Genomic DNA, 24471 nt, shown 5'->3' with positions numbered 1-24471 from the left:
TGTTCGTCGTTGCCCGAATCGTTGATTGAGGTGTTGTAATGACAAATGGAATTTCAAATTTTGGGCAATGGATGAATCACCTGATTGTTCAGGCATTTAGTCCATATCCGGCCGTCTCTTCGGTCGGAGACTTCGTGTTCTATCGCCAGATCATGAGCTATCTGACGAATAGAATCTCAGAGTTTGAGGCCGATCTGCTGGGACGGTTTACGCTCTGGGTCTCAGGCGTCGCGATGATCGTGCTGACGATCTGGGTGATGATTCAGGGCTTCAACATGATCACCGGGCGTAGCCGTGAATCGATGGCCGCATTCATCGTGACGATGTGTAAAAGCGCATTGATCGTCACAATAGCGGCATCGATCGGGATGTCGAGTCCTTTCATTCAGAAATTCGTTAATGACGATGTAAAAAAAGAAATTGCGTATGCGATCACGGGCGAAAACAAGACGCCAGAAGATCAGGTAGACGAGAGCTTGGGATGGATGCAGGTCGCCTTGTCTAGCATTGACGTTCTTGATGTCGTGCAAGATCCGACGCTGGATTCACAGAAGTCCCGAGCGATGTGGATGGTTGGCGTTGGCACTGGCGGCCCTGCAGTTGTTGCAGGCTCTATGATGCTGCTCTACCGCATCGCGATGGCACTGTTCGTTGGCTTTGGGCCTCTGTTCATTCTGTGTCTGCTATTTGAGCAGACGAAATCACTATTCCAACGCTGGTTGTTCTATGGAATCGGTACCTTCTTCTCTATGTCCGTGCTGGCAGTCATGACATCCATTGCTTTGGACATGGTCACCAAAGTGTCCATGGCCTTCTGGGGATCTTCGCTACTAGGGTCGGTGCTCGGTCAAGATTTCACCTCCGGTATCAGTAGCCAGGCTCTGCAACAGGGGGGTATGGGGCTCATCCTCACCACTCTGATCCTGACGGCGCCACCCATGGCTGCGATGTTCTTCCAGGGCACATTAGGTGCGTTCACTCCATATGCTGCCATGGGTGCTGCTACTGGAGCTTCCGGAGCAGCGAGTCGGCCAGGACCGCAGGGGCAGCCGCCTGGATCATACGGATACTCTCCGTCTCAACCATCTGATGTAGGTAGAGAAGAATCTAACGGTACTCGGGTCAGTGTTCCTAGAATGAACACCACGTCATCGGGTGAAATGCTAGCGGGTTCAAAGGGAGCTCATCAAGACCGGGGAGCTGTTTGATATGAGTTCGGGCTGGCGGATCCGTTTCATAGGAGATGTTATGAAAAATTTGAATTTATTTATTTTAGTAGTGTTTATTTCTGTCATTTTTGTTCCATCCGCTTCGGGACAAACTGCCTGCCCAATTGGTACTGCAGCAGGCTCCGCTTTATGCGGTCCATCGCCAAGTGCGGGAGGAGGAAGCGTCGAAGAAAATCCTCCTCCTCGCGCCGTGCCAAATGGTGAATGGGAGTCCAGATGGGGTTCAATATCTGTCGATGGGTCTACAGGAAGTGTTGGCACTTCTAATAATCTCGGGCGTAAATCGGAAGCTGTATCTCAAGCCAAAAGAGATTGTGAGTCAGACGGTTCTAAGGATTGCAAAACGGTTGCAGCATATAGTAATCAATGTATTTCACTGGCGTGGCCTTCAGTAGAAAATAAGAAATTTTCTACTGGCCTAAACGACAATGAGACCATTGCTATAGAAAGGTCCGTATCTAATTGCAATAAATTTGGGGGGGCTGCAGAAGTGTGTACTCAGCATGTAGTCTCCCGATTTTCCATAAGTATTGATAGCGTCAATACTTATTTGCAATGGAGGGTTTATGAAGTATAGCTTTTTTCTTATTCTTTTTCTTCAGATTATTAGTGGGCCCGCCAGTGCGGCTGATTCTTGTGCAACACTAATGTGCATGTCAGGAAAGTTAATTGGAGCCAGTACTGGTAAAGGGTGTGCCGGTCCAATGGCAGATTATTTCAAAATAGTTCGTTTTGACCGCCACGGCTACAGCGAAAACAAGACAAAAAATGCTCGTCAATCTTACCTAGACTCCTGTAGCTCGGAAGGAACAGGCGAGGGTAAACGGATCAATGAGAAATTCGGAACCATGCGTCTTGGTTTTTAAGTTGTTTTTCAGGAGTAATTGGGTAATTTTGGCGGCATCGTCAGGGAGTGTTTTGGCAACTGTTCCTGCCGTCTTGGGTGGGGAGGAAGTCATCCAATTTTGGAATGAAGATCGGCTTGACGGCGTTAGCTCGCCAAGTTCCTCAAAGAAAGAAAGGGGTTCAAAATTTGTTGATCGAGCATCGGGCAATTTAATCCGCCGTTGTCGCTGGTTCCATGATGCTGGTCTACCGCATCGCGATGGCACTGCTCGTTGGTTTTGGGCCTTTGTTCATTCTGTGTCTGCTACTTGAGCAGACGGAATCACTATTCCAACGCTGGCTGTTCTATGTAATCAGTACTTTCTTCTCCATGTCGGTCTTAGCAGTCATGACATCTATCGCCTTGGACCTGGTTACCAAAGTGTCGTATGCCTTTTGGGGTTCTTCGCTGCTGGATTCCGTTTTGAGGCAGGATTTTACATCGGGTATTAGTGGACAAGCACTGCAGCAAGGCGGCATGGACTTGATTCTGACCACACTAATCCTGACTGCACCTCCGATGGCTACGATGTTCTTCCGGGGCACGCTTGGCGCATTTACACCATATGCGGCAATGGGGGCGGCGACTGGGGCTTCTGGTGCTGCGAGCTGCCCGGGCCCGCAGGGGCAGCCGCCAGGTTCATCTGGATATATGCCGCCTCAGAATGAGGTGGAGAGAAGTCAGCAAACTAGTCAACCCTCCTCAAGCTTACCAACAGTAAGAACGGGAGCTCCGCAAAGTTCTACAACAGTGCTAGCAGGTACCAGAGGCCAAGCTTCTTCGGATAATACCTAAAGAATTCTACTTACTTGATGGTGACTCTGATGAGATTTTCTTTGGCTAAAAGCGGTGGTTTCGCCTTTCTCTTTTTGGCATGCAATTTCACCTTTGATGGTATTGCTGAAGCTCAGACCGCCTGTCCAATAGGAACAGCCGCGGGTAGTGCGACATGTGGGCCAGCGCCTTCGTCTTCTACTGGTTATGCTTCGAGCCAAGAAATTCCTGCTCCTCGTGCTGTTCCCTTAGGCCGCTGGATTAAAACATGGGGCGCGATTGCAAGTTCTCCTACCAGTGGTTCAGGTGCAGCGGTTGGGAAGCTCTCAAAAAAAGAGGCGGAAACAGAAGCCTTGGCGCGTTGTTCCGAAGGTGGCGAGAAAGATTGTAATATCGCTCTTTCTTACAGGAATCAATGTGTTGCATATGCTTTTCCAAAATCTAGACTAGGCAAAAGTGCTGTCGTTAGCGAAAGATCTGTAGAAATAGCTAGTTCAAAAGCAATATCACTCTGCGAGAAAACACGCGAAAGAGGGAGTTGTAGCATAATTTATTCTGCATGTTCTGAGCAAATTTTTGAGAGATTCTGAAATTTAGATAGGCAGGCTGAGGTTAGAGGCTTAGGTGGTCACAACAATCGAAGTGAAATTTTCTATTGAAATAAACCCATGTTGGAGAGTGTGGTGAAATTCTTATTACTCTGCGTATTTTCATTAATGACTGTAAGTGCTTCAGTTAAAGCTGGTGATGCTTGTGCGACTCTAATGTGTATGTCTGGCAAGTTAGTAGGGGCCAGCACCGGTAAAAGTTGCGCTGAGCCGATGGCGGATTACTTTAAGATAGTTCGTTTTGATCGTCACGGTTATAGCGCGAACAAGACCAAGAATGCCCGTCAATCGTATCTAGACTCCTGCAGCTCCGAGTCTAGCGGTGAAGGCAAACGAATCAACGAAAAATTTGGCACGATTCGGTTGGGTTTCTAACTTGCTTTCAGTTGAGATAGATTGGGCGAGAGGTCAAGAGATATTGCTACGTCCATCGGCTTCGTAGCTTAGGCTCCAAAGCCGATGGACGTAGCTCTTTGAGAGCGCACCCGGTACGTTTGCGCCCTGCGCGGCAAGGGGGGGGGGCAGCGCAGGGGGCTCGTGGTTAAGTGAATCGTCCCGGTCCACAACGGCAGCCGGCTGGCTCATATGTATACATTCCGCCTGATAATGAGGTTGAGAGAAGTCAGCCAGCCCGTCTGTCCTCGACGTCCCCCCAATTTTGAGTAGCGCATCAGTTTGGAGTCCAATTCCCTATCCCGAGGAGATTGGACGTGAAGAAGCGTTTTTCCGAAGAGCAGATCATCGGCTTCCTGCGCGAGGCTGAAGCGGGCGTGGCCATCAAGGACCTTTGCCGGCAGCATGGCTTCAGCGAGGCTTCCTATTATCTGTGGCGCAGCAAGTTCGGCGGGATGAGCGTACCCGATGCCAAGCGGCTCAAGGACCTTGAGGCCGAGAACACGCGACTGAAGAAGTTGCTAGCCGAGCAGCTATTCGAGAACGACTTGATCAAGGATGCACTGCGAAAAAAGTGGTAAGCGCACCGGCACGTCGTACGCTGGTGCGCGAGTGGATCGGGCGTGGTGCTAGCGAGCGTCATGCGTTGGCAGTGATCGGCATGAGCGCCAGTGCACTGCGTTATCGCCCGCGCGAAGATCGCAACGTCGAACTGCGCGAACGTATCGGTGCGTTGGCGCATCGCCATCGCCGTTATGGCGTGGGAATGATCTATCTCAAACTGCGACAGGAAGGACGCTTGGTGAACTACAAGCGGGTCGAGCGGTTGTACCGCGAGCAGCAGCTACAAGTCCGTCGCCGCAAGCGGAAAAAAGTACCGGTGGGCGAGCGCCAGCCGCTGCTTCGGCCGGCGCGGGCCAACCAGGTGTGGTCGATGGACTTCGTCTTCGACCGTACTGCCGAAGGCCGGGTGATCAGGTGTCTGGTGATCGTGGACGACGCGACACACGAAGCAGTGGCCATTGAGGTGGAGCGTGCAATCTCGGGCCATGGCGTGACGCGGGTGCTGGACCGGCTGGCCCTCAGTCGTGGTTTGCCTCAGGTCATCCGTACCGACAACGGCAAGGAGTTTTGCGGCAAGGCCATGGTCGTCTGGGCACATGCCCGTGGCGTGCAGTTGCGGCTCATCCAGCCAGGCAAACCGAACCAGAACGCCTACGTCGAATCCTTCAACGGCCGGCTACGCGACGAATGCCTCAACGAACACTGGTTCCCAACACTGCTGCATGCGCGCACCGAGATCGAACGCTGGCGACGCGAATACAACGAGGAACGACCCAAGAAGGCAATCGGCGGCATGACGCCGGCTGCTTATGCCCAACATTTAGCAAACACCGATATCATCAACCCTGGACTCTAAACCCGACCGCTACGCAGGGCGGGGGGACGTCGCGGCTACAGCGAAAACAAGACGAAAAATGCTCGTCAATCTTACCTAGACTCCTGCAGCTCGGAAGGAACAGGCGAGGGTAAACGCATCAATGAGAAGTTCGGAACCATGCGCCTTGGTTTTTAAGGTATTATTTAGAAGTAATTGGGCAATTTTGGCGGCATCGTTAGGGAACCTTTTGGCAACTGTTCCGCTCGTCTTGGGTGAGGAGTAAGTCATCCAATTTCGGAGTGGCGAGCGGCTTGACGGGGTTAGCTCGCCAAGTTCCGCAAAGAAAGGGGTTCAAAATTTGTTGATCGAGCTTCGGGCAATTTGATCCGCAGTTTTCGCTGGTTCCATGATGCTACTTTATCGCATTGCTATGACATTGTTCGTCGGCTTTGGGCCTTTTTTTCACTCTATGTCTACTATTCGAGCAGACCAAATCACTATTCCAACGCTGGCTGTTTTATGGGATCGGTATTCCGGAGCAGCGAGTCGGCCAGGACCGCAGGGGCAGCCGCCGGGATCTTATTGTTACGTCCCGCCGCAGCCTTCAGACGGTGGCAGAGAAGATCGTAGTATTAGTAGCGCCAATTCAGGCGTCACTAATCCAGCGATAAGAGGTCAACAGCAATCCAATGAACTAGTCGCCGGGTCATAGGGTGGTTACAATAACAGTGACCAAGCGTAATTTCTATTTGGTTCTGGATGAATTTGGAGGTAAGCGGATGAAGATTTTTCTATCAACGTTGTGTGCGCTAATTTTATCTTCTTTTTATTCTGGGGAAGCCGCTGCACAGACTGCCTGCTCAATCGGTGCAACGGCTGGTTCCGCTGTCTGCGGCCCTTCTCCGCAGACTTCCTCAAGTGGTCAGGAAGATGTAGAAGCTCCAAGAGCCACGCCGCTTGGTAAGTGGGAATCTCGATGGGGGGCGATCGCTGTTGACGAAGATACGGCTGATGTAGGTACGGCCTCTGATCTGGCAGACAAGTCCAAGGCGAAAGCTCAAGCCTTAGCTACATGTTCCGAGGCGGGAGCAAAAAGATGTAAGGTGGTGACGACGTACCGTAATCAGTGCGTTGCGCTTGCGTGGCCTACCGTCAAATATATGCCTGCTTCTACTGGACTGGGGCCAAGCATCGATTTCGCATCTAAGCGGTCCGTTTCCAATTGCGATGAAAACGGGGGGAGGATGCCGTGTTGTTTACTCGGCATGTAGTAAGCCGGTTTTTTTTAAATTTTAATTCCATTTAAAGCGGTAGGGATATTATCTAAAACAGAAACTTAACGTGAGGTGCTCGACATTTTGTCAAAGAAAGGCGTGAATTCTTATAAAGTTGCGTTCACCTATGGGAATAAGTGCGTCGCATTTTCTGTTCCGGTCTCGGGTTAAGCTAATAAGTCAATAGATATAAAAAAGTATTGGTATCGCTTCTCGTAATACAAAAAAATGTGGAAGTAGGGCGGGTTCGGATGCGAAATGTCAGATGATTAATTTTGCCTATTCTGAGTATTCTTGAAATATATCAGTTTCTGAACTTAATTTTTCTTATTGGATTTTCTGATTAGCATCAAAGATGGTGTGGTATTAAATCGGTGATGCAGGGCATGTGGTTTTTAACCCGATTCTTTTGTAAAAATTTATTCGGGCTGAGGACTTAGGAGAGCTGCAGTCTGAACAAGATTCAAAATTGGCTAGTGCGAGCCATTTAAGGCTGTTTGATTTGGCTGCTTTCTGATCGTCGCTTATCGATGAATACGTATGCACGAATGCGTTTGTGCTGTGTGGCGCAGCTACGCTAGTGCGACTAGCTGGGCGCCCTCTCGCGCCCGCATTGGCCCGGGAGGGGCGTACATGTTGCAGACACTATGGTGGCGCGGGGCCGTCATCTATCAGATCTATCCGCGTAGTTTTCTCGATTCCAATGGCGATGGGGTCGGTGATTTGCCCGGCATCATCGCCAAGCTGGACTACATCGCCGGGTTGGGGGTGGATGCGATCTGGATCTCGCCGTTCTTCAAGTCGCCGATGGCCGATTTTGGTTACGACATCGCGGACTATCGCGCGGTCGATCCCTTGTTCGGGACGCTGGACGATTTCGATCGCTTGCTCGACAAGGCGCATGGGCTTGGCTTGAAGGTGATGATCGACCAGGTGCTGAGCCATACGTCGATCGCGCATGCGTGGTTCCAGGAGAGCCGTCAGGACAGGACCAATCCGAAGGCCGATTGGTATGTGTGGGCCGATCCGCGCGAGGATGGGACTCCGCCGAATAACTGGTTGTCATTGTTCGGTGGCGTGGCGTGGCAGTGGGAGCCGCGGCGCGAGCAGTACTACCTGCACAACTTCCTGGTGGACCAGCCCGACCTGAATTTCCATAGTGCAGAGGTGCAGCAGGCGACCTTGGACAACGTGCGTTTCTGGCTGGATCGGGGCGTGGATGGCTTCCGGCTGGATGCGATCAACTTCTGTTTCCATGATGCGCAGCTGCGCGACAACCCGGCCAAGCCAGCGGACAAGCGAGTAGGGCGGGGATTCAGTGCGGACAATCCGTACGCGTATCAGTACCACTACTTCAACAATACGCAGCCGGAGAACCTTGCGTTCCTTGAGCGCTTGCGTGCACTGCTGGATCGCTACCCGAACGCGGTGAGCCTGGGCGAGATTTCGTCGGAGGATTCGCTGGCGACCACCGCCGAGTACACCGCCCAGGGCCGCTTGCATATGGGCTACAGCTTCGAGCTCTTGGTGCAGGACTATAGCGCCGCGTATATCCGCGAGACGGTGAGCCGGCTCGAGGCCACCATGTTGGAGGGGTGGCCGTGCTGGGCGATTTCCAACCACGATGTGGTGCGCGCGGTAACGCGTTGGGGTGGCGAACATGCGTCGCCAGCGTTTGCGCGGATGGTGGTGGCGCTGCTGTGTTCGCTGCGTGGGTCGATCTGCCTGTACCAGGGCGAGGAGCTAGGTCTGGGCGAAGCGGACGTGGCATTTGAGGACCTGCAGGACCCGTATGGCATTACGTTCTGGCCGACCTTCAAGGGCCGCGATGGCTGCCGTACGCCGATGCCATGGACCGACGCGCCATCTGCTGGATTCACCAGTGGCAAGCCGTGGTTGCCGCTGGCGGAGCCACATCGTGCCGCTGCGGTGAGTGTGCAGCAGGACAATGCGCATTCTGTGTTGAGCGCAGTACGTGCGTTTCTTGCCTGGCGCAAGGAAATGCCGGCGTTGCGTGAGGGATCCATCGCTTTCTACGACACGGCCGAGCCTGTGCTGATGTTTCGGCGCGAGCATGCGGGTCAGGTCGTGCTGTTTGCATTCAATCTGTCTGGCGAACCTGCCGACCTGGCATCGCCTGCCGGCGAGTGGGAGCAGATCGATGTGCCTGGTGTTGAGCGTGGGGCGATCGAGGGCGGACACATCAGGTTGGCCGGGCATGCGGTTGTTGCTGCGGTAGGTGGTGGCTGAGTACGACTAGCTGCAACTTCCACGCGTGAGCTTGAGATGGCTTTGAAAAACGGTGCGGCATTCTTTGCGATGTCGCTCCGTTCTTTTTAGCAGGCTGATCTTCTCGCGTACTGGATCGTTGAGAAGCCCTGGCGTTGCAGGCCTTCTCACTAGTGAGTGGCAGGGTGTCGTCAGGAGCGCATAAATTTTGATGCGTCTTCCGATCTGTTAGCTGGCTTGGCTAGCATTCGGCGTTATGGCTAGCGGCGACTCGCTGCAAGGCTTCTTTAAACAGCCCGCTGCCTTTGCGAGTGGGTCGCTAAGCGCATATGCGCTGCGTGCAGCTCGAAGGTCGGTCTTATGCCGCGTAGCTTAGGACCTGTTGCCTGTGACAGGAAAGGATGTGCTGCAAGTTGTCTTACGCGATCTCGTTAGGTTGGACTTCGTGGTGAAGATCTCAAAAAGAAGACCCGCCGGCTTGATGTCGGCGGGTCTTTTTTATGTAGGGGGCGCAATGGAAATGTCGTTTGGTGCTCTACGCTTCTTGCTTTTATCGGAGCTTACTTCGTCGGAAGTAATATCGATTTTGTAGCATTGATGCCTGGGCTTTAGGGAAGGGAGGGAGCCGTACCCTCACCCCAACCCCTCTCCCGGTGGGAGAGGGGCCTATCTTGCTGTTCTTGATCGCTGCGGCTTTGAGCGTCTCGTTCGCCTTCCGATGTGGAAGGCGCACTTGGGGTATTACGCTCACCCGACGTTTCGGAAGCGACTCAGGCGTCTTGTCTCCAGAACGTGGTGATACCAACCACTCAGAACTTGTAGTTCACACCCAGCACAAAGGTGCGGCCCCATTCGATGTATTCGAGCGGGCGGTCCTTGGTTTCTGCGTAGGTGCGGTACGGCGAGTTGCTCAGGTTGCTGGCTTGCAGTAGCAGGGTGAGGCCATCGAGGGTGCTGCCTTCGGCGAAGTTGTAGCTGATCTGCGCGTCGGTGATGTTTTCGCCGACGACGTAGCGCAGGGTGCGGTTGCCGTTGAAGTTGCCGATCTCGCCGATGAAGTCGGAGCGGCGACGCTGGCTGACGCGTGCTTCGAAGCCCTTGTGCTCGTAATACGCGGTGAGGTTGTAGACGCGCTCGGACAAGCCGGGCAGGCTGATTTCACCATCACCGACGCTGGAGGCGCTTTCCGGGTCGCGGATCTTGACGTCACTGTCGTTGAAGGTGGCGCTGGCCTGGATGCCGAAGCCTTCTAAAGGTGCGAACAGCAGATCCAGCGGCAGCGATGCAGTGAGCTCGACGCCGCGCAGCGTGCCGCCCTTGCCGTTGAACGGTGCACTGAAGGTGCCGGTGGTGAGCACCGGTGCCGAGCCCGGTGGCGGCACGTAGCCGGCGACCAATGCGGAGAAATCGTAGTTGTCGCGGCTCTGGGTGTAGATGTAGCTCTTCAGGTCCTTGTAGAAAAAGGCGGCCGCGACATACGCGCGCTCGGCGAAATATTTTTCGTACGAGAGGTCGATGGCGTTGGCGCGCCATGGGTCGAGCATCGGGTTACCGCCGCTGGCGCCGGGCCGGCCGGTCGAGGTGTCCACGCCAAACTCCAGCGAGGCACGCAGTTGGTCTACGCGTGGGCGCGCCACCTGCTTGGCCATCGCAAAGCGCAGTGTCTGCTCGTACGGGAACTGGAAAGCCAGGTTCAAACTGGGCAGCCAGTCGCGATACTTCTTGCCATCGTCGATGGGCCGCACTTCGCTGCCAGGCGGCTGCGAGGCATCCCAGTAATTGGCCTGCGAGGATTGATCGGCGCTCTGCAGCTGCACACCGATATTGCCGCGCACACCGACCTCGCCCCATTCGGTATCGATGTTGGCGCGCAGCCAGGCGGTGGTGATCTTCTCTTCGACCGTCCATGCCTTGGAGACCAGGAACGAGGCATCATCGCTGGGGTTGAACAGCATGTAGCGCGACACCGCCGCCGGCACATTCCACGCGGGCAGGGAGCCGAGACCGGCAAAGCCGAGATTGACCGGTGCGTATTGGAGATCCGCTGCCACCGTGGCCTCGCCCTGCGCGCCCAGCGTGATGTTGCCTTCGGGCTGGGTCTTCTGCTTTTCGCGGTTGGCGTAGTTGACGCCGACATCCAGATCCGAGAACCAGCTCAGCGCTTCGGGCATCGGGAAGCTGGCCTGCAGGCGCGCGCCCTTGAGCACGTCTTCCACACGCGGCACCTTGCCATAACCGGAGCCGTAAATGGTGTTGGTGAGGAACAGCTCACCCGGATCGGAATAATTCATGCCCGGCGCCAGCTGCGAGAAGCCGTTGCCGACGACCGACACGCCAACGGTGTCCAACTGTGGCATGGGGGCACGCTGGAGATTGTTCTCCATGTTCAACTCGTCGCGAGTGGCCTTGGAGTAGTTCAGGTCGGCGATGATCTTGACCGCGCCGGCGGTGATTTCGTTGTTCCAGCCGAACGCTTCGATCTTGTCTTCGCGCTTGTTGTACATGCCGCGCACCAGCGGGTAGACGCCGCTGGCGGTGCCGCCGATGAAGCTGTTGTTGTCGTTGACGCGCACGTCGGTGATATTCAGGCCCGGCGTGTAGCCGCCGTTGTAGTTGCTGAGGTTGAGCTCGAACTGGTTGGCCGTGTCGATCTGCTCGGCCTTGGTGTGGAAGGCGTCGAGCGTGCTGGTCCAGGCGTTGGACGGGCGGTATTGCAGCGTGGCCATGACGCCATCGCGCTTTTGGTTGCCGGTGCGGCGCAGCGCCTTGATGCCGTCGGAGAAATACACGCCGTCGGCCACGCCAGGGCGTTGACGCTGTGCATTGACCTGCTGCCAGGGTTCGTACAAGCCCACCTGGTTTTCCTGGATCGGCATGTCGGTGTGGGCGTAGCCGATGGTCAGGCCGATGGTGCGATCAGCGAACTGATCGATGTAGCTGACGTTGAAGCGGTTGCCGTAAGGGTCGACGTTGGCAGCCTTGCCCAACGAATTGCGCTGATAGCGGCCACCGATGGCGATCACCCGCTCGTTGTAGCTCAGCGGGCGCGCGGTCTGCATATCGACGGTGCCCGACAGGCCCTGGCCCACCAAACCGGCGTCCGGGGTCTTGTAGACGGTGACGCCGCTGACCAGCTCGGACGGATACTGGTCGAATTCCACGCTGCGGTTATCGCCGGTGCTGACCACTTCGCGGCCATTGAGCAGGGTGGTGGAGAAGTCCGGCGACAGGCCGCGTACGCTGATGACTTGCGCGCGACCGGCCACCCGCTGCGCGGCCAGGCCAGGCAGGCGCGCGAGCGATTCGGCGATGCTGACGTCGGGCAGGCGGCCGATGTCTTCGGCCGAAATGGCTTCCACGATCGAGGTGGAGTCGCGTTTGACCGAGATGGCACCTTCGATCGCGCGCCGCAGGCCGGTTACCTGGACCTTGTCCAACTCGGTGACTGCGCCGTTCTGTTGATTGGATGCGGTTTGTTCGGTGGTGGTGGCTTGTGCAGGCGTTGCCGACTGCGCGGCAGCCAGCGTCGGTGCCGTGGCAACGGCCAGGGCGATACTCAGCGCAGAGCGCTTGTGCTTCAACATTTTCCCCTCCCAGGTACATGTTGTTCTTTGATTTTTTGATCCGGCAGACGCCTGGATGTCATGCGTCGCACGCCCGGACGGACGTCACGACTGCAACGTATGGTAGACACCGCACCCGCATGCAAACGGGTGCTGCATACGTATTCAACCCGCACAACCGCAATGAAATCGATTCCACGCAAGGCATCCAGCGCACGAAGCTGCTGCTGCAGATCACGCATGGGCGCGATGCACGACCTGTGGCGATGGGGCGCGGTGGTGAGATGCAATCACTGGCGTCGGCGGCACCGAAGCGTGCTGCGATGCATCACTCAACGTTTGCCATCCAGCGGGACGAAGCGGATCGCCCGTCCGCCACCAGGTGCCAGGCGCAGTTCGAGGGTGTCGCTGCTGCCGACCTGGCGCTCTTCGCGCACAAAGGCAAACGGGTTGCTCAGGTAATCGGCGTCGTCGCCATCGCGATAGATCTGCGCGGTGTAGCGCACGCCGGGTTCGAGAAAACCCAGCGGCACCTGCAGCAGGCGGCCGTGTTCGTCGGTGATGCTGCCCAGGAACCATTCGCGGCTGTGCCGATCCTTGCGCGCGATGGTCACGTAATCGCCCACTTCGCCATTCAACGCGCGGGTCTGGTCCCAGTCCACCGCCACGTCTTCGATGAAGCGGAACGCGTCGCGATGTTGCAGATAATGCTCGGGCAGATCGGCGGCCATCTGGATCGGGCTATATAGCGTCACATACAGTGCGAGCTGCCGCGCCAGCGTGCTGGGAATGGCCTGGCCGTTGCGGCCCTTCAGGCTGACGATGCCCGGCGTGTAATCCATCGGCCCGGCGAGCAGGCGCGTAAACACCAGGTTGACCTCGTGTTCCGGCGGATTGGGCGGCTGGCCCCAGGCGTTGTATTCCATGCCGCGCGCGCCTTCGCGCGAGATCCAGTTGGGATAGGTGCGGCGCAGGCCGGTGTCCTTGATCGGCTCATGTGCATTGACTGCGATATGCCGCTCGGCCGCCTCGCGCACCACACGCAGATGATGGCGCGCCATCCATTGGCCATCGTGCCACTCGCGCAACGGTGCACCGCCCGCAGGGTTGCGTCGCTCCACCTGGCCGTCGTCGCAGACATAGCCGGTCTTCACCGAGTCCACGCCGAAGCGTGCGTACAGGTCCATCGCCTCGGCGATCTGGTCTTCGTAATGGTCCACTGCGCATCCCGTTTCATGATGGCCGATCAAATGCACGCCTTTGGCTGCGGCGTACGTGCTCAGTGCGGGCAGGTCGAAATCCGGCGTGGATTTTGTGAAATCGAAGCTACCGCCGTTGCCGAACCATTCGCCGTCCCAGCCCGGGTTCCAGCCTTCCACCAGCACGCCGCGAAATCCATGTGCGGCGGCGAAGTCGACATAGCGCTTGGTCGTGGCGGTGGTGGCCGCATGTTTGGGCCCGGTGGCCCAGGTCTGTTGGTTGAGATGCATTGACCACCACACACCGACATATTTGGACGGTTTGACCCAGTCCACTGCGCCCAGCGCATTGGGTTCGTTGAGGTTGAGGATCAGGTTGGATTCCACCAGGCCGGTGGCCTGATCGGCGATCTGCAGCGTACGCCACGGCGTATCGAACGGCAGGCTGCGGCGCACCTTCCAGCCTTCGGCGGCCGGCGACAACTGCGCGCGCAGGCGCTGGTCGTCGGTGCGACGTAGCCACATGCCGGCGTAGTCCACCAACGCCGCTTCGTGCAGCGCAATGTGCAGCCCGCTGTCGGTGCGCAGCGTCAGTGGCGTGTGCGCCAGTGCGACCTGATTCAACGGCGTGCGCCGATACAGATACTCGTAGTGGATCGGCTCGCCTGCGGGAATCCACCATGCTTCGGCTGGTTGTGCGATGGCGAACTCGGTGACTTCCTCGTCGATGATCGCTTCACGCAATCCGGCTTGCTGCGGGAAGTGGTAGCGAAATCCCACGCCGTCGTCGTAGACGCGAAAGATCACCTCGAAGCTGCGCTGCGCACCGTCGCGTTCGCCCAGGGTGACGCGCAGTTCGTTGTAATGATTGCGCACCAGGCGTGTTTCGCCCCAGGGTTGCTCCCAGGTGTCGTCATGGCTCTGGCGTGATTGCGAACGCACCACCAATCCGCGGTCCAGACGGCCATCGCGCAAGGTAAAGCCCAGCCGTGAGCGCTGTACGACCGGCTGTCCCAGCCGCTGCACACGGTAGTACGGCGTGCCGCCGTCCAGGTCCAGGCTTACCTGCAGTACCTTGCCGGGCGACGCCACGTCGATGGTGGTGACCTCGGCGTGCGCTAGCGAGGCAAGACTGCCGAAGCAGGTCAGAACCAGCAGCCGCGCGATCCAGGCGGCGCCGAATGTCGAGCGTGCTCGACGTAAAGACAGCGGCATATCCCCTCCCAAGGCGACCGTTGCAGAAGCGGCGACTATGCAGCGGCACACCGTGCAAGCGCCGTGCTGTGCGCTCGCTGCCGCCATGAATACGTATGCAGTGATGCGTCAGGGCAGGGTGCGCGTCTACCATGGCGTACGGCACCTGGGAGGGTCCGCGACCGTGGCACGCCTGTGCCGCGCACCACAACGCGTGCAACGAGGGAGGAAGGCCGACGGCACCAGCCGTCTCGCCGCTTCGATGCTGAAGATGATCTGCATGGCTGCAACGCTCGGCGTTGCGGCAAGCTCGCCGGTATTGGCCGACGAGTTGGAATTTCAGGGGCGCCGCGCACATGCGCAGGCGCTGGACGATGGAAGCTTTGTGTTGCGCTGGCCGCAGGGCGAGCGCCGCATTGCCGCACAGCCGATGCGCACGCACACCGCCAGCCCGATGTTCGATACCTTGTTTGCGTTGGCGCAGCAGGAGATGGCCGACGACCGTGTCGATGCGATCCGCGATCCGGCCTTCAACGCCGGCAAGCCGGTGCCGTGCAACTGCTTCGAGACCGGCGAACGCTGGCCGTATGTGTGGACGCGTGATGTCAGTTTCGCCGCCGATCTGGCGTTGGCGCGACTGGAACCGGAGCGCACCCGCAATGCGTTGCGCTTCAAGCTATCGGCCGCACGCGACGGGAAGACCCCTGGTGTGTTCGTGGCGCAGGACACCGGCTCCGGTGGCAGCTGGCCGATCAGTAGCGACCGCGTGGTGTGGTTTCTGGCCGCACGTGGATTGCTGGACGACACACAGTTTGCTGAGGAGGTCTGGCAGGCGCTGCAGGCGACGATCGCGCAGGATCGCGATGCGGTATTCGATGCGCAGATCGGCCTCTACCGTGGCGAAACCTCGTTTCTGGATTGGCGCGAGCAAACCTATCCGGACTGGACGCGGGAGAACGTGGCCTTCATCGCCGAGTCGTTCGCGCTATCGACCAACGTGTTGCATTACCAGGCGCTGCGCTTGGCCGAGCAGCTGGCACGCCAGCATGGCGACGCACGCGCTGCCGACTACGCACAGTGGGCCGATGCATTGCGCCAGACCATCGATGCACGCTTCTGGGATGCAGGCAGCAGCCAGTACGTGAGTTATCTCGGCACGGCGGCGCATCCGGTGCGCTATGCCAAGGTTGATCTGCTGGGCGTCTCGTTGGGCGTGCTGGCCGATGTGTTTCCCGCAGAGCGCGCACGCACCGCGCTGCGCAATTATCCGGTGGTTGCCGGAGGCAGCCCGGTGGTGTGGCCGCAGGAAGCGGCGCAGCCGATTTATCACAATCGCGCCATCTGGCCATTCGTCAGTGCCTATGCCTTGCGCGCCGCACGTGCGCTGGACGATGCGCCGCGCATTGCCTTGGAGCTGCAATCGCTGATGCGCGGTAGCGCGCTGGCCGGCTCCAACATGGAAAACTACGAGATGCAGAGCCTGGCCGTGCATGTGGAAGATGGCGTGCGCAGTGGCCCGGTGGTGAATTCGCCGCGTCAGCTGTGGTCGGTTGCCGGCTATCTTTCTGCGGTGCTGGACGGCGTCTTCGGCGTGTCTGCCGATGGCAGCGTTGCCCCGAAATTGCCGCGCAGCCTGCTGCCGCTGCTGTTCGGCGACCGCGAGCGGATCGTGCTGGAGCAGGGCACTCGTCGGTACGTGTTGTTGCGCCCGACAAATGAAGAGGGCGAGTTACTGGTGGCCGGCCGTGTCACTCAGCGGGGCCAGACCACGCAGGTGCAGTTGGTCGGTCGCAAAGCCGATCTGGCCGCGCCGCCGCAGCCGGTGCAGATGTTTGCACCGCAAACGCCAGCGATGCCGGTCGCGCAACGGCGGGGCAGCGGTCACCGCATCGCCATTCCCGCTGGCGCGACGCTGTACATGGATGGCCGTGCGTTGGACGCCAATGAACATTGGGATCTTGCCGATGACGGCGTGTTGCATGTGCTCAGCCTGACCCGGCGTGTGGCAGGTCTCGAATCGCTGCACAGTCCTTCGTTGACGCTTGGTCCGGCGCAGGAACTGCGCGGCAGCCAAGCCTGGACGTGGCAGCCGTTGCGTAGCGGCCAGCATCGCGTGTCGCTGCGCTATCGCAACGACAATGGCCCGATCAATACCGGCGTCACTGCCGCAGTGAAGCAGCTGGTGCTGGAATGCCCAGGAAAAGCTGCGCAATCGCATGTCATCGTGATGCCGCATAGCGTGGGCGACCAGATCTCCACGCAGGCGAGCTTCGATGTGGTGGCGGGGCAGGCCTGTGCGTTTCGGCTGGACGATGGTTTCAACATGAGCGCCCTGGCGCACTTTGCGCAGTACAACGGCGGCCGTGGCGGTCGTGATGGGGTGGTTAATACGGCGCAGATCAGCGCGTTGATCGTGGGGCCTGCAGCCATCATGGAGACAGCGCAATGACCGCCAAACCACGCCTGAGCTTCTGGCAGATCTGGAACATGTGCTTCGGCTTTCTCGGCATCCAGTTCGGGTTCGCGCTGCAGAACGCCAATGCCAGTCGCATCTTCCAGACCCTGGGCGCGCAGGTCGACGATGTACCGGGATTGTGGATCGCTGCACCGCTCACCGGGCTGATCGTGCAGCCCATCATCGGCTATCTGTCCGATCGCACCTGGACGCCCTGGGGCCGTCGGCGCCCGTATTTCATGGTCGGCGCGGTGTTTACCACGCTGGCGCTGCTGGTGATGCCCAACGCGCCGGTGCTGTGGATTGCTGCCGGCACGCTGTGGGTGCTGGATGCATCGATCAATATTTCGATGGAGCCGTTCCGCGCACTGGTGGGCGACCAGCTGCCACCCCCCCAGCGGCCCACCGGCTATGCAATGCAAAGCTTCTTCATCGGTGTTGGTGCGATCGTGGCGAGCTTTCTGCCGTGGCTGCTCACGCGCTGGGGCGTAGCCAATACCGCACCGCCCGGGCAACTGCCCGACAGCGTGCGCTACGCGTTCTACCTGGGTGCGGCGGTGTTGTTCCTGTCGATCGCATGGACGGTGCTACGCACCCGCGAATACAGCCCCGCGCAGCTGGCGAGCTTCGACGATGCGCACCCGCCCGCTGCAACGCAAATGGGCAGCGGTGCGCTGCCGTCGCAGGCATCAAGCGCAGCATGGTGCGTTGCTGGCGTCGTGCTTGCTGCGGCCATCGCCTGGCAGCACGGCGATCGCATGCTGTATGTGCTGGCCGGCCTGTGCATCGCCTATGGCGCGTTGCTCGCGTTGACGCGTGTACTGCCGGGCACCAGCATGCTGGTCGTCATCGTGCAGGACTTGCGCAGCATGCCGATGACCATGCGACGCCTGGCCTGGGTGCAGTTTTTCTCTTGGTTTGCGCTGTTTGCGATGTGGATCTACACCACCGCAGCGGTGACGCAGGTGCACTTCGGCGCGACCGATACGGTCTCGGCAGCCTATAACGATGGTGCGAACTGGGTGGGTGTGCTGTTCGGCGCCTACAACGGATTTGCAGCGCTGGCAGCGTTGATCATTCCTTTGCTGGTGCGTGCGATTGGCCTGCGCTGGAGCCACCTGTGCAACCTGTGGTTGGGTGCTGCGGGCTTGCTGTCGATGTTGGTGATTCGTGACCCGCAATGGTTGCTGCTGTCCATGCTGGGCGTCGGTTTTGCCTGGGCATCGATTCTCTCGCTGCCGTACGCCTTGCTGTCCGACAGCGTACCCGCCGCCAAGATGGGCGTGTACATGGGCATCTTCAATTTCTTTATCGTGATTCCGCAGTTGGTCGCTGCCAGCGCACTGGGCTTTGTGCTCCGCGTCTGGTTGGGTGGCCAGCCCATCTATGCATTGGCCATCGGCGGGCTCAGCCTGTTGATTGCAGGCGTATGCGTGGTGCGGGTCCCCGTCGCCTCGGGAGGGCAGTGATGCGTAGTGCGATCTATCTGGCATTGACGATGTATGCGGGCGTGGCGCCCGCCGCGCCTGCCTCCAGGGAGTATTACGGCACCCTGGAGCCGTTCGCCGCCGATGCGGTGTATTTCGTGGTCACCGATCGCTTCGTCAACGGCGATACCGGCAACGATCAGCGCGAGCAGGGCGGTGCGCAGCGTACCTTCGATGTGCCCACCCCGTGCGCCGATGGTAGCGATGACAACATCGGCTACCTGGGCGGTGATTTCAAAGGCATCGTCGAGCAGGCCGACTACATTCGCGACCTTGGTTTCGGTGCGGTGTGGATCACGCCGATCGTCGACAACCCGGACCAGGCATTTACCGGCGGCAAACCAATCACCTGCGGCAGCACGCTCAGCGACCACGGCAAGACCGGTTATCACGGTTACTGGGGTGTCAACTTTTACACGCTGGACGAGCATCTCCCCAGCCCGGGACTGGACTTTGCCGGCTTCACCCGCGCCATGCACGCCAACAAGTTGAAGGTGGTGCTGGATATCGTGGGTAATCACGGCTCGCCGGCCTACACCATGCCGGTGGCGCAGCCCGGTTTCGGCAAGCTCTACGATGCCAGTGGTCGCTTGGTTGCCGATCACCAGAATCTGCCGCCGGCACAGCTGGATCCGCAGCACAATCCATTGCACGCCTTCTACAACACCGGTGGCGGTCTGGCGGAATTGTCCGACCTCAACGAGAACAACCCGGCGGTGCTCGATTACCTGGCCGGCGCGTATCTGCAATGGATGGAGCAGGGTGCCGATGCATTCCGTATCGACACCATCGGCTGGATGCCGGACCGCTTCTGGCATGCCTTCGTTGCGCGCATCCGCGAAAAACGGCCGGGATTTTTCATGTTTGGCGAGGCGTTCGATTACAACGCCGACAAGATTGCCGGCCACACCTGGGCACGCAACGCCGGTGTGAGTGTGCTGGATTTCCCGTTGAAGCAGCAGCTGTCGGCAGTCTTCGGCCACGCGCAAGAGGGCTTCGAACAGCTCGCCAAACCGTTGTTTCTGCGTCAGGGGCCGTATGCGAACCCGTACGAGCTGATGAGCTTTTACGACAACCACGACATGGCGCGGCTGGATGCCAGCGACACCGGCTTCATCGATGCGCACAACTGGCTGTTCACCGCGCGCGGCATCCCGGTGATCTATTACGGCTCGGAAATCGGCTTCATGCGTGGGCGGGCGGAGCATGCGGGCAATCGTAATTACTTCGGCGTCGAGCGCATTAAAGCAGCACCGCAAAGCCCGATCTTCGGCCCGCTGAAGCAGATCGCCCGCGTGCGTCGTGACACGCCCGCGCTGCAGCGCGGCGTGCAGGTCGACGTAATGTTGCGCGGCAACCAGGCTGCTTTTTTTCGCGTCTATCAGCACGCAGGAACCAGCCAGACCGCCCTGGTGTTGCTCAACAAGGGCGATGCGGCCGCAAACATCGAAGTGACGCGCTTTCTGCAGCCGGGCACGTGGCGTGATGCGATGAGTGGTGAGCAGGTGCCGGTGCAGCGGCACCTGCGGCTTCCGGTGCCGGCGCATGGTCTACGCGTCTTGCTCTCGGATGCGCCGATCACCGACCCTGCACTACGCAAACAACTCGACGCCCAGATGGCCGATCAAGCCGTCCGCGACGCCCGCAACAGATAGGAGCGCACGCGGGCGCGATGGGAGTTGATCGGTAACGCCTCGTCGCGCTCGGGTGCGCTCCTACGAGGCATCAATGGTCTGCAGCCACTATTGCAGCCCGTCGTGCATGCTCTAACGATTCCCGATTCCCGAATCCCGAATCCCGAATCCCGAATCCTCAAAGCGTCCCAGGCACATCAGCGGCTCGCCCACGCCCGCCATCGCCGGTTTCCGCCGCCGCGGCCGGCGACCAGCCCAGCGGTGGCTGCAACCCGCTGCTGCGCGAAGAATCGCGTAATGCCAGCCGCACCGGGATCGTGCGGCTCTGCGCGGCTTCGCCACGGATCAGCGCGACCAGGCTTTCCACCAACAACGCGCCGGCCTGCTTGGTGTCCTGTTGCACGGTAGACAGGGCCGGCGCAACCGATGCGGCCAGCGCGATATCGTCGAAGCCGCTGATCGCCACGTCCTGCGGCACGCGTAAACCGCGTTCGCGCAACGCGCGCATCGCACCGATCGCAATCAGGTCGCTGGCCGCACACACCGCATCGAACGCCTTGCCGCTCTCCAGCAGCGCCAGGCATGCCGCATGCCCGGACGATTCGGTGGTGATCGCATCGAACTGCAGCGCGGCATCGGCGACCAGATCCTGCTGCGCCAGCGCCGCGACGTGGCCCCGGTAGCGCTCTTCGAATTCGGGGTAGTGATTGGACGCGTGGCCAAGAAACGCAATGCGTCGGCACCCCTGCGCCAACAGGTGCTCGGTGATGTCCAGCCCGCCCTGATAATTGTCGCTGCCGATGGAAATGCCCGGCTGGCCCGGCAATGCCGCGCCCCAGCGCACGAAGTGCGTGCCTTGCTCCACCAGCAACTGCAGTCGCTGGCGCGATTCCTGATAATCGCCATAGCCCAGCAAAATAATGCCGTCGGCCTTGTTGCTGTCTTCGTAATCGGCCTGCCAGTCCTTGGACAGCTGCTGGAACGACACCAGCAGGTCGTAGCCCTGCAGCGCGCAGGCGCGCGTAATCGAGCCCAGCATCGAGTGGAAGAACGGGTTGATCAGCGAATCGTCGGCGGTGGGGTCTTCGAAGAACAGCAGCGCCAGCGTGCCGGCGTTGCGCAGCCGCAGCGAGGAGGCGTTCTTGTCGACCTTGTAGTTCAGCTCATGCGCGATACGCAGAATCCGCTTGCGCGTTTCCTCGTTGACCATCGGGCTGCCGCGCAACGCGCGCGAGACGGTCGGCTGCGACACACCGGCCAGGTAGGCGATATCCAGCGAGGTGGCTTTACCCTTGATGGTCATGGTCGGCAACGGACAGGACAAGTGGCCGGCATCATGCCACGCGCCCGGTGGCGGCGTGCCGCACTGCCCGGTGGCCGCCTGATTGGTTTACCATTCACGTCCAAGACCCCTTGCGAGAAGGTGGCCCGCGCTCCGCGCCGGCCCAGCGTGCGACATGAGCACTATCACCGCCCACCGTTGATCCGGACCGGCCCCAGCGCAGCCAGCGCCCGCGTGCCGTTGTCCCGCGCAGCACGTCTCGTACGTTCTTTCCGAGCCTGTCCAGCAGTGGGCAGATCTCTCATGGCAGCTCACTGCTGCAGCCAGCCCAGACCTCATTCTTGCCCATGATCAACATCACGCTCCCCGACGGCAGCCGCCGCGAATTCGAATCCCCCGTCTCGGTGATGCAGGTCGCCCAGTCGATCGGCGCCGGGCTGGCCAAGGCCACCATCGCCGGTCAGGTCGACGGCCAGCTGGTCGATGCCAGCGACGTCATCGACCATGACGCCAGCCTGCGCATCATCACCGCCAAGGACCCCGAAGGCGTGGAGATCATCCGCCACTCGTGCGCGCATCTGGTCGGGCATGCGGTCAAGCAGCTGTACCCGGACGTCAAGATGGTAATCGGCCCGGTCATCGCCGAAGGCTTCTACTACGACATCTATAGCGAGCGCCCGTTCACGCCAGACGACATGGCGGCGATCGAGCAGCGCATGCAGGAGCTGATCGCGCAGGATTACGAGGTGATCAAGAAGGTCACCCCGCGCGCGGAAGTGATCGAGGTGTTCGCCCAGCGCGGCGAGGAGTACAAGCTGCGCTTGATCGAGGACATGTCCGACGACATCACCGCGATGGGTCTGTACTACCACCAGGAATACGTGGACATGTGCCGCGGCCCGCATGTGCCCAATACGCGCTTCCTCAAGGCCTTCAAGCTGACCCGCATTTCCGGCGCCTACTGGCGCGGCGATGCCAAGAACGAGCAGTTGCAGCGCATCTACGGCACCGCCTGGGCCGACAAGAAGCAGCTCGATGCCTACATCCTGCGCATGGAAGAAGCCGACAAGCGCGACCATCGCCGCATCGGCAAGGCGCAGGACTTGTTCCATCTGCAGGAAGAAGCCCCCGGCCTGGTGTTCTGGCACCCCAAGGGCTGGTCGCTGTGGCAGGTGGTCGAGCAATACATGCGCAAGGTCTACCGCGACAGCGGCTACGGCGAAGTGCGCTGCCCGCAGATCCTGGACGTATCGCTGTGGCAGAAGTCCGGCCACTGGGACAACTACCAGGACGCGATGTTCTTCACCGAGTCGGAGAAGCGCACCTACGCGGTCAAGCCGATGAACTGTCCCGGCCACGTGCAGGTGTTCAACCAGGGCCTGCACAGCTACCGCGATCTGCCGATCCGTTACGGCGAATTCGGCGCCTGCCACCGCAACGAGCCCTCCGGCGCGCTGCACGGCATCCTGCGCGTGCGCGGTTTCACCCAGGACGACGGCCACGTGTTCTGCCTGGAATCGCAGATCGAAGCCGAAGTCACCGCCTTCCATCAGCAGGCACTGGCGGTCTACACCGCGTTCGGCTTCGACGACATCGAGATCAAGATCGCGCTGCGCCCGGAAAAGCGCCTGGGCGACGACATCACCTGGGACAAGGCCGAAGCCGCGCTGCGCAGCGCGCTGGGCGTGTGCGGTGTGGAGTGGCAGGAGCTACCGGGCGAGGGTGCCTTCTATGGCCCCAAGATCGAATACCACCTCAAGGACGCCATCGGCCGCACCTGGCAGCTGGGCACGATGCAGGTCGATTTCATGATGCCGGGCCGTCTCGGCGCCGAGTACGTGGACGAGCACAGCCAGAAAAAGCATCCGGTGATGCTGCACCGGGCCATCGTCGGTTCGATGGAGCGTTTTATCGGCATTTTGATCGAGCATCACGCCGGCGCGTTCCCCTCCTGGCTCGCCCCGGTCCAGGTCGTTGTCGCCAATATCACCGACGCTCAGGCCGAATATGTGGACTCGGTTCGGAAAACCCTTGCAAATCAAGGCTTCCGTGTCAACGCCGATTTGCGTAATGAGAAGATCGGTTATAAGATTCGCGAGCATACGCTGCAACGCGTGCCGTACCTGCTCGTCGTCGGTGACCGCGAGAAGGAAAATGGCGCAGTCGCCGTGCGGACGCGTTCGGGGGAGGACCTCGGGACCATGACGGTCTCTGCCTTCATCGAACGCCTGCAGGCAGAGCAGGCAGCGTGAGCCAACCCCGGCCGGTCTGGATGATCCGGATGCGCCGGTTCGATTCCCCTGGGAGATTGCAATATCAGTACCCCTGACAACAAACAGAACCGCAAGAACCAAGAAATCCGTGTGCCGCGCGTCCGCGTGATCGGCAGTGACGGTGAGATGGTCGGCGTGTTGTCGCGCGACGAAGCGCTCGCCAAGGCCGAGGAAGAAGGCCTGGATCTGGTCGAAATCCAGCCGCAGGCCGATCCGCCGGTCTGCAAGATCATGGATTTCGGCAAGTTCAAGTTCGAGCAGCAGAAAAAGGCCAACGAGGCCAAGAAGAAGACCAAGCAGGTCGAGATCAAGGAACTCAAGTTCCGTCCGGTCACGGACGAGGGCGACTACCAGATCAAGCTGCGCAACATGCGTCGCTTCCTGGAAGAGGGTGACAAGGTCAAGGTCAACATCCGTTTCCGTGGCCGCGAAATGAGCCACCAGGAACTGGGTCGCGAGATGGCGGCACGGATCGAGGCCGACCTGGGCGAAGACATCGTCATTGAGTCCCGTCCGCGCCTGGAAGGGCGTCAGATGGTCATGATGATCGCGCCTAAGAAGAAAATCTGATTCCGCACCATGGCGGCCCCCGAGCGGGTCCGTCAGGGTG

Annotated in this window: 16 protein-coding genes and 2 pseudogenes; 15 read left to right on the top strand and 3 right to left on the bottom strand. The window is 59.3% G+C overall.

Annotated elements, in window-relative coordinates; all coding sequences use genetic code 11:
• Positions 1 to 38: 38 nt before the first annotated feature.
• From ACZZ0O_RS19335 to ACZZ0O_RS19295, 9 genes and pseudogenes are all read left to right on the top strand, one after another.
• Entirely contained in the window at positions 39 to 1208 is a 1170-nt protein-coding gene (locus tag ACZZ0O_RS19335; RefSeq protein ID WP_463591593.1) for a TrbL/VirB6 family protein, read from the top strand.
• Between the two features lie 40 nt (positions 1209 to 1248).
• The gene (locus ACZZ0O_RS19330) at positions 1249 to 1806 is read left to right on the top strand and encodes a DUF4189 domain-containing protein (RefSeq protein ID WP_463602911.1); all 558 of its coding nucleotides are present in this window, start codon (positions 1249 to 1251) and stop codon (positions 1804 to 1806) included.
• Entirely contained in the window at positions 1796 to 2095 is a 300-nt protein-coding gene (locus tag ACZZ0O_RS19325; RefSeq protein WP_463591591.1) for a hypothetical protein, read from the top strand. Before ACZZ0O_RS19330 ends, ACZZ0O_RS19325 begins: the two co-directional genes overlap by 11 nt.
• 218 nt (positions 2096 to 2313) lie before the next feature.
• A complete protein-coding gene (locus tag ACZZ0O_RS19320; RefSeq protein WP_463602851.1) occupies positions 2314 to 2910 on the top strand; it encodes a type IV secretion system protein in 597 nt (198 codons plus the stop codon).
• A 29-nt stretch (positions 2911 to 2939) separates the two neighbouring features.
• Positions 2940 to 3479, top strand: coding sequence for a DUF4189 domain-containing protein (locus tag ACZZ0O_RS19315; RefSeq protein ID WP_463591589.1), 540 nt, complete (start codon positions 2940 to 2942; stop codon positions 3477 to 3479).
• Between the two features lie 728 nt (positions 3480 to 4207).
• Positions 4208 to 5310 (top strand): IS3 family transposase gene (locus ACZZ0O_RS19310; RefSeq protein WP_463592495.1). Its coding sequence is split into 2 segments (ribosomal slippage): positions 4208 to 4466 and positions 4466 to 5310, totalling 1104 coding nucleotides; the frame shifts between segments, so codons are not numbered across the junction.
• Between the two features lie 349 nt (positions 5311 to 5659).
• Positions 5660 to 5801 (top strand): annotated as a pseudogene (locus ACZZ0O_RS19305) (type IV secretion system protein); the annotation flags it as partial.
• A 249-nt stretch (positions 5802 to 6050) separates the two neighbouring features.
• Positions 6051 to 6542 carry a DUF4189 domain-containing protein gene (locus tag ACZZ0O_RS19300; RefSeq protein WP_463592494.1) on the top strand — a complete coding sequence of 164 codons (492 nt, stop codon included), beginning with the start codon at positions 6051 to 6053 and terminating at the stop codon, positions 6540 to 6542.
• A gap of 636 nt (positions 6543 to 7178) precedes the next feature.
• On the top strand, positions 7179 to 8795 hold the full coding sequence (locus ACZZ0O_RS19295) for an alpha-glucosidase (RefSeq protein WP_463591588.1): 1617 nt from the start codon (positions 7179 to 7181) through the stop codon (positions 8793 to 8795).
• Positions 8796 to 9583: 788 nt separating this feature from the next.
• Here the strand turns inward: ACZZ0O_RS19295 and ACZZ0O_RS19290 are convergent.
• On the bottom strand, positions 9584 to 12358 hold the full coding sequence (locus ACZZ0O_RS19290) for a TonB-dependent receptor (protein ID WP_463591587.1): 2775 nt from the start codon (positions 12356 to 12358) through the stop codon (positions 9584 to 9586).
• Positions 12359 to 12413: 55 nt separating this feature from the next.
• Between ACZZ0O_RS19290 and ACZZ0O_RS19285 the strand changes: the two are divergent.
• Positions 12414 to 12609 (top strand): annotated as a pseudogene (locus ACZZ0O_RS19285) (hypothetical protein); the annotation flags it as partial.
• A 60-nt stretch (positions 12610 to 12669) separates the two neighbouring features.
• Here the strand turns inward: ACZZ0O_RS19285 and ACZZ0O_RS19280 are convergent.
• Entirely contained in the window at positions 12670 to 14751 is a 2082-nt protein-coding gene (locus tag ACZZ0O_RS19280) for a glycoside hydrolase family 97 protein (RefSeq protein WP_463591586.1), read from the bottom strand.
• Positions 14752 to 14992: 241 nt separating this feature from the next.
• Between ACZZ0O_RS19280 and ACZZ0O_RS19275 the strand changes: the two genes are divergently transcribed.
• The 3 genes from ACZZ0O_RS19275 to ACZZ0O_RS19265 are packed head-to-tail and all read left to right on the top strand — an operon-like array spanning position 14993 to position 20327.
• Positions 14993 to 17179, top strand: a complete 2187-nt coding sequence (locus ACZZ0O_RS19275) for a glucosidase family protein (RefSeq protein ID WP_463591585.1) — start codon at positions 14993 to 14995, stop codon at positions 17177 to 17179.
• Positions 17176 to 18654: an MFS transporter gene (locus ACZZ0O_RS19270; protein ID WP_463591584.1), complete on the top strand. Its 1479-nt coding sequence runs from the start codon at positions 17176 to 17178 to the stop codon at positions 18652 to 18654. The genes ACZZ0O_RS19275 and ACZZ0O_RS19270 overlap by 4 nt, the downstream gene beginning before the upstream one ends.
• Positions 18654 to 20327 carry an alpha-amylase family glycosyl hydrolase gene (locus tag ACZZ0O_RS19265; RefSeq protein WP_463591583.1) on the top strand — a complete coding sequence of 558 codons (1674 nt, stop codon included), beginning with the start codon at positions 18654 to 18656 and terminating at the stop codon, positions 20325 to 20327. The genes ACZZ0O_RS19270 and ACZZ0O_RS19265 overlap by 1 nt, the downstream gene beginning before the upstream one ends.
• 157 nt (positions 20328 to 20484) lie before the next feature.
• Here ACZZ0O_RS19265 and ACZZ0O_RS19260 read toward each other — a convergent pair whose 3' ends face one another.
• Complete coding sequence (locus ACZZ0O_RS19260) at positions 20485 to 21609, bottom strand: LacI family DNA-binding transcriptional regulator (protein ID WP_463591582.1); 1125 nt, start codon at positions 21607 to 21609, stop codon at positions 20485 to 20487.
• Positions 21610 to 21935: 326 nt separating this feature from the next.
• Between ACZZ0O_RS19260 and thrS the strand changes: the two genes are divergently transcribed.
• Together thrS and infC are read left to right on the top strand one after the other, a co-directional pair.
• Positions 21936 to 23840, top strand: a complete 1905-nt coding sequence (gene thrS / locus ACZZ0O_RS19255) for a threonine--tRNA ligase (RefSeq protein ID WP_463591581.1) — start codon at positions 21936 to 21938, stop codon at positions 23838 to 23840.
• 48 nt (positions 23841 to 23888) lie between these two features.
• Entirely contained in the window at positions 23889 to 24431 is a 543-nt protein-coding gene (infC, locus tag ACZZ0O_RS19250; protein ID WP_070690874.1) for a translation initiation factor IF-3, read from the top strand.
• Positions 24432 to 24471 lie beyond the last annotated feature (40 nt).

It is taken from the genome of Xanthomonas sp. AC360, from assembly GCF_979258225.1.
This window is presented reverse-complemented; position numbering and strand designations above follow the sequence as displayed.

Bases quoted from the DNA above. Each gene is read 5' to 3' on its own strand.
- ACZZ0O_RS19335 (WP_463591593.1), top strand. From the start codon at position 39: ATGACAAATGGAATTTCAAATTTTGGGCAATGGATGAATCACCTGATT.
- ACZZ0O_RS19330 (WP_463602911.1), top strand. From the start codon at position 1,249: ATGAAAAATTTGAATTTATTTATTTTAGTAGTGTTTATTTCTGTCATT.
- ACZZ0O_RS19325 (WP_463591591.1), top strand. From the start codon at position 1,796: ATGAAGTATAGCTTTTTTCTTATTCTTTTTCTTCAGATTATTAGTGGG.
- ACZZ0O_RS19320 (WP_463602851.1), top strand. From the start codon at position 2,314: ATGCTGGTCTACCGCATCGCGATGGCACTGCTCGTTGGTTTTGGGCCT.
- ACZZ0O_RS19315 (WP_463591589.1), top strand. From the start codon at position 2,940: ATGAGATTTTCTTTGGCTAAAAGCGGTGGTTTCGCCTTTCTCTTTTTG.
- ACZZ0O_RS19300 (WP_463592494.1), top strand. From the start codon at position 6,051: ATGAAGATTTTTCTATCAACGTTGTGTGCGCTAATTTTATCTTCTTTT.
- ACZZ0O_RS19295 (WP_463591588.1), top strand. From the start codon at position 7,179: ATGTTGCAGACACTATGGTGGCGCGGGGCCGTCATCTATCAGATCTAT.
- ACZZ0O_RS19290 (WP_463591587.1), bottom strand. From the start codon at position 12,358: ATGTTGAAGCACAAGCGCTCTGCGCTGAGTATCGCCCTGGCCGTTGCC.
- ACZZ0O_RS19280 (WP_463591586.1), bottom strand. From the start codon at position 14,751: ATGCCGCTGTCTTTACGTCGAGCACGCTCGACATTCGGCGCCGCCTGG.
- ACZZ0O_RS19275 (WP_463591585.1), top strand. From the start codon at position 14,993: ATGCTGAAGATGATCTGCATGGCTGCAACGCTCGGCGTTGCGGCAAGC.
- ACZZ0O_RS19270 (WP_463591584.1), top strand. From the start codon at position 17,176: ATGACCGCCAAACCACGCCTGAGCTTCTGGCAGATCTGGAACATGTGC.
- ACZZ0O_RS19265 (WP_463591583.1), top strand. From the start codon at position 18,654: ATGCGTAGTGCGATCTATCTGGCATTGACGATGTATGCGGGCGTGGCG.
- ACZZ0O_RS19260 (WP_463591582.1), bottom strand. From the start codon at position 21,609: ATGACCATCAAGGGTAAAGCCACCTCGCTGGATATCGCCTACCTGGCC.
- thrS (WP_463591581.1), top strand. From the start codon at position 21,936: ATGATCAACATCACGCTCCCCGACGGCAGCCGCCGCGAATTCGAATCC.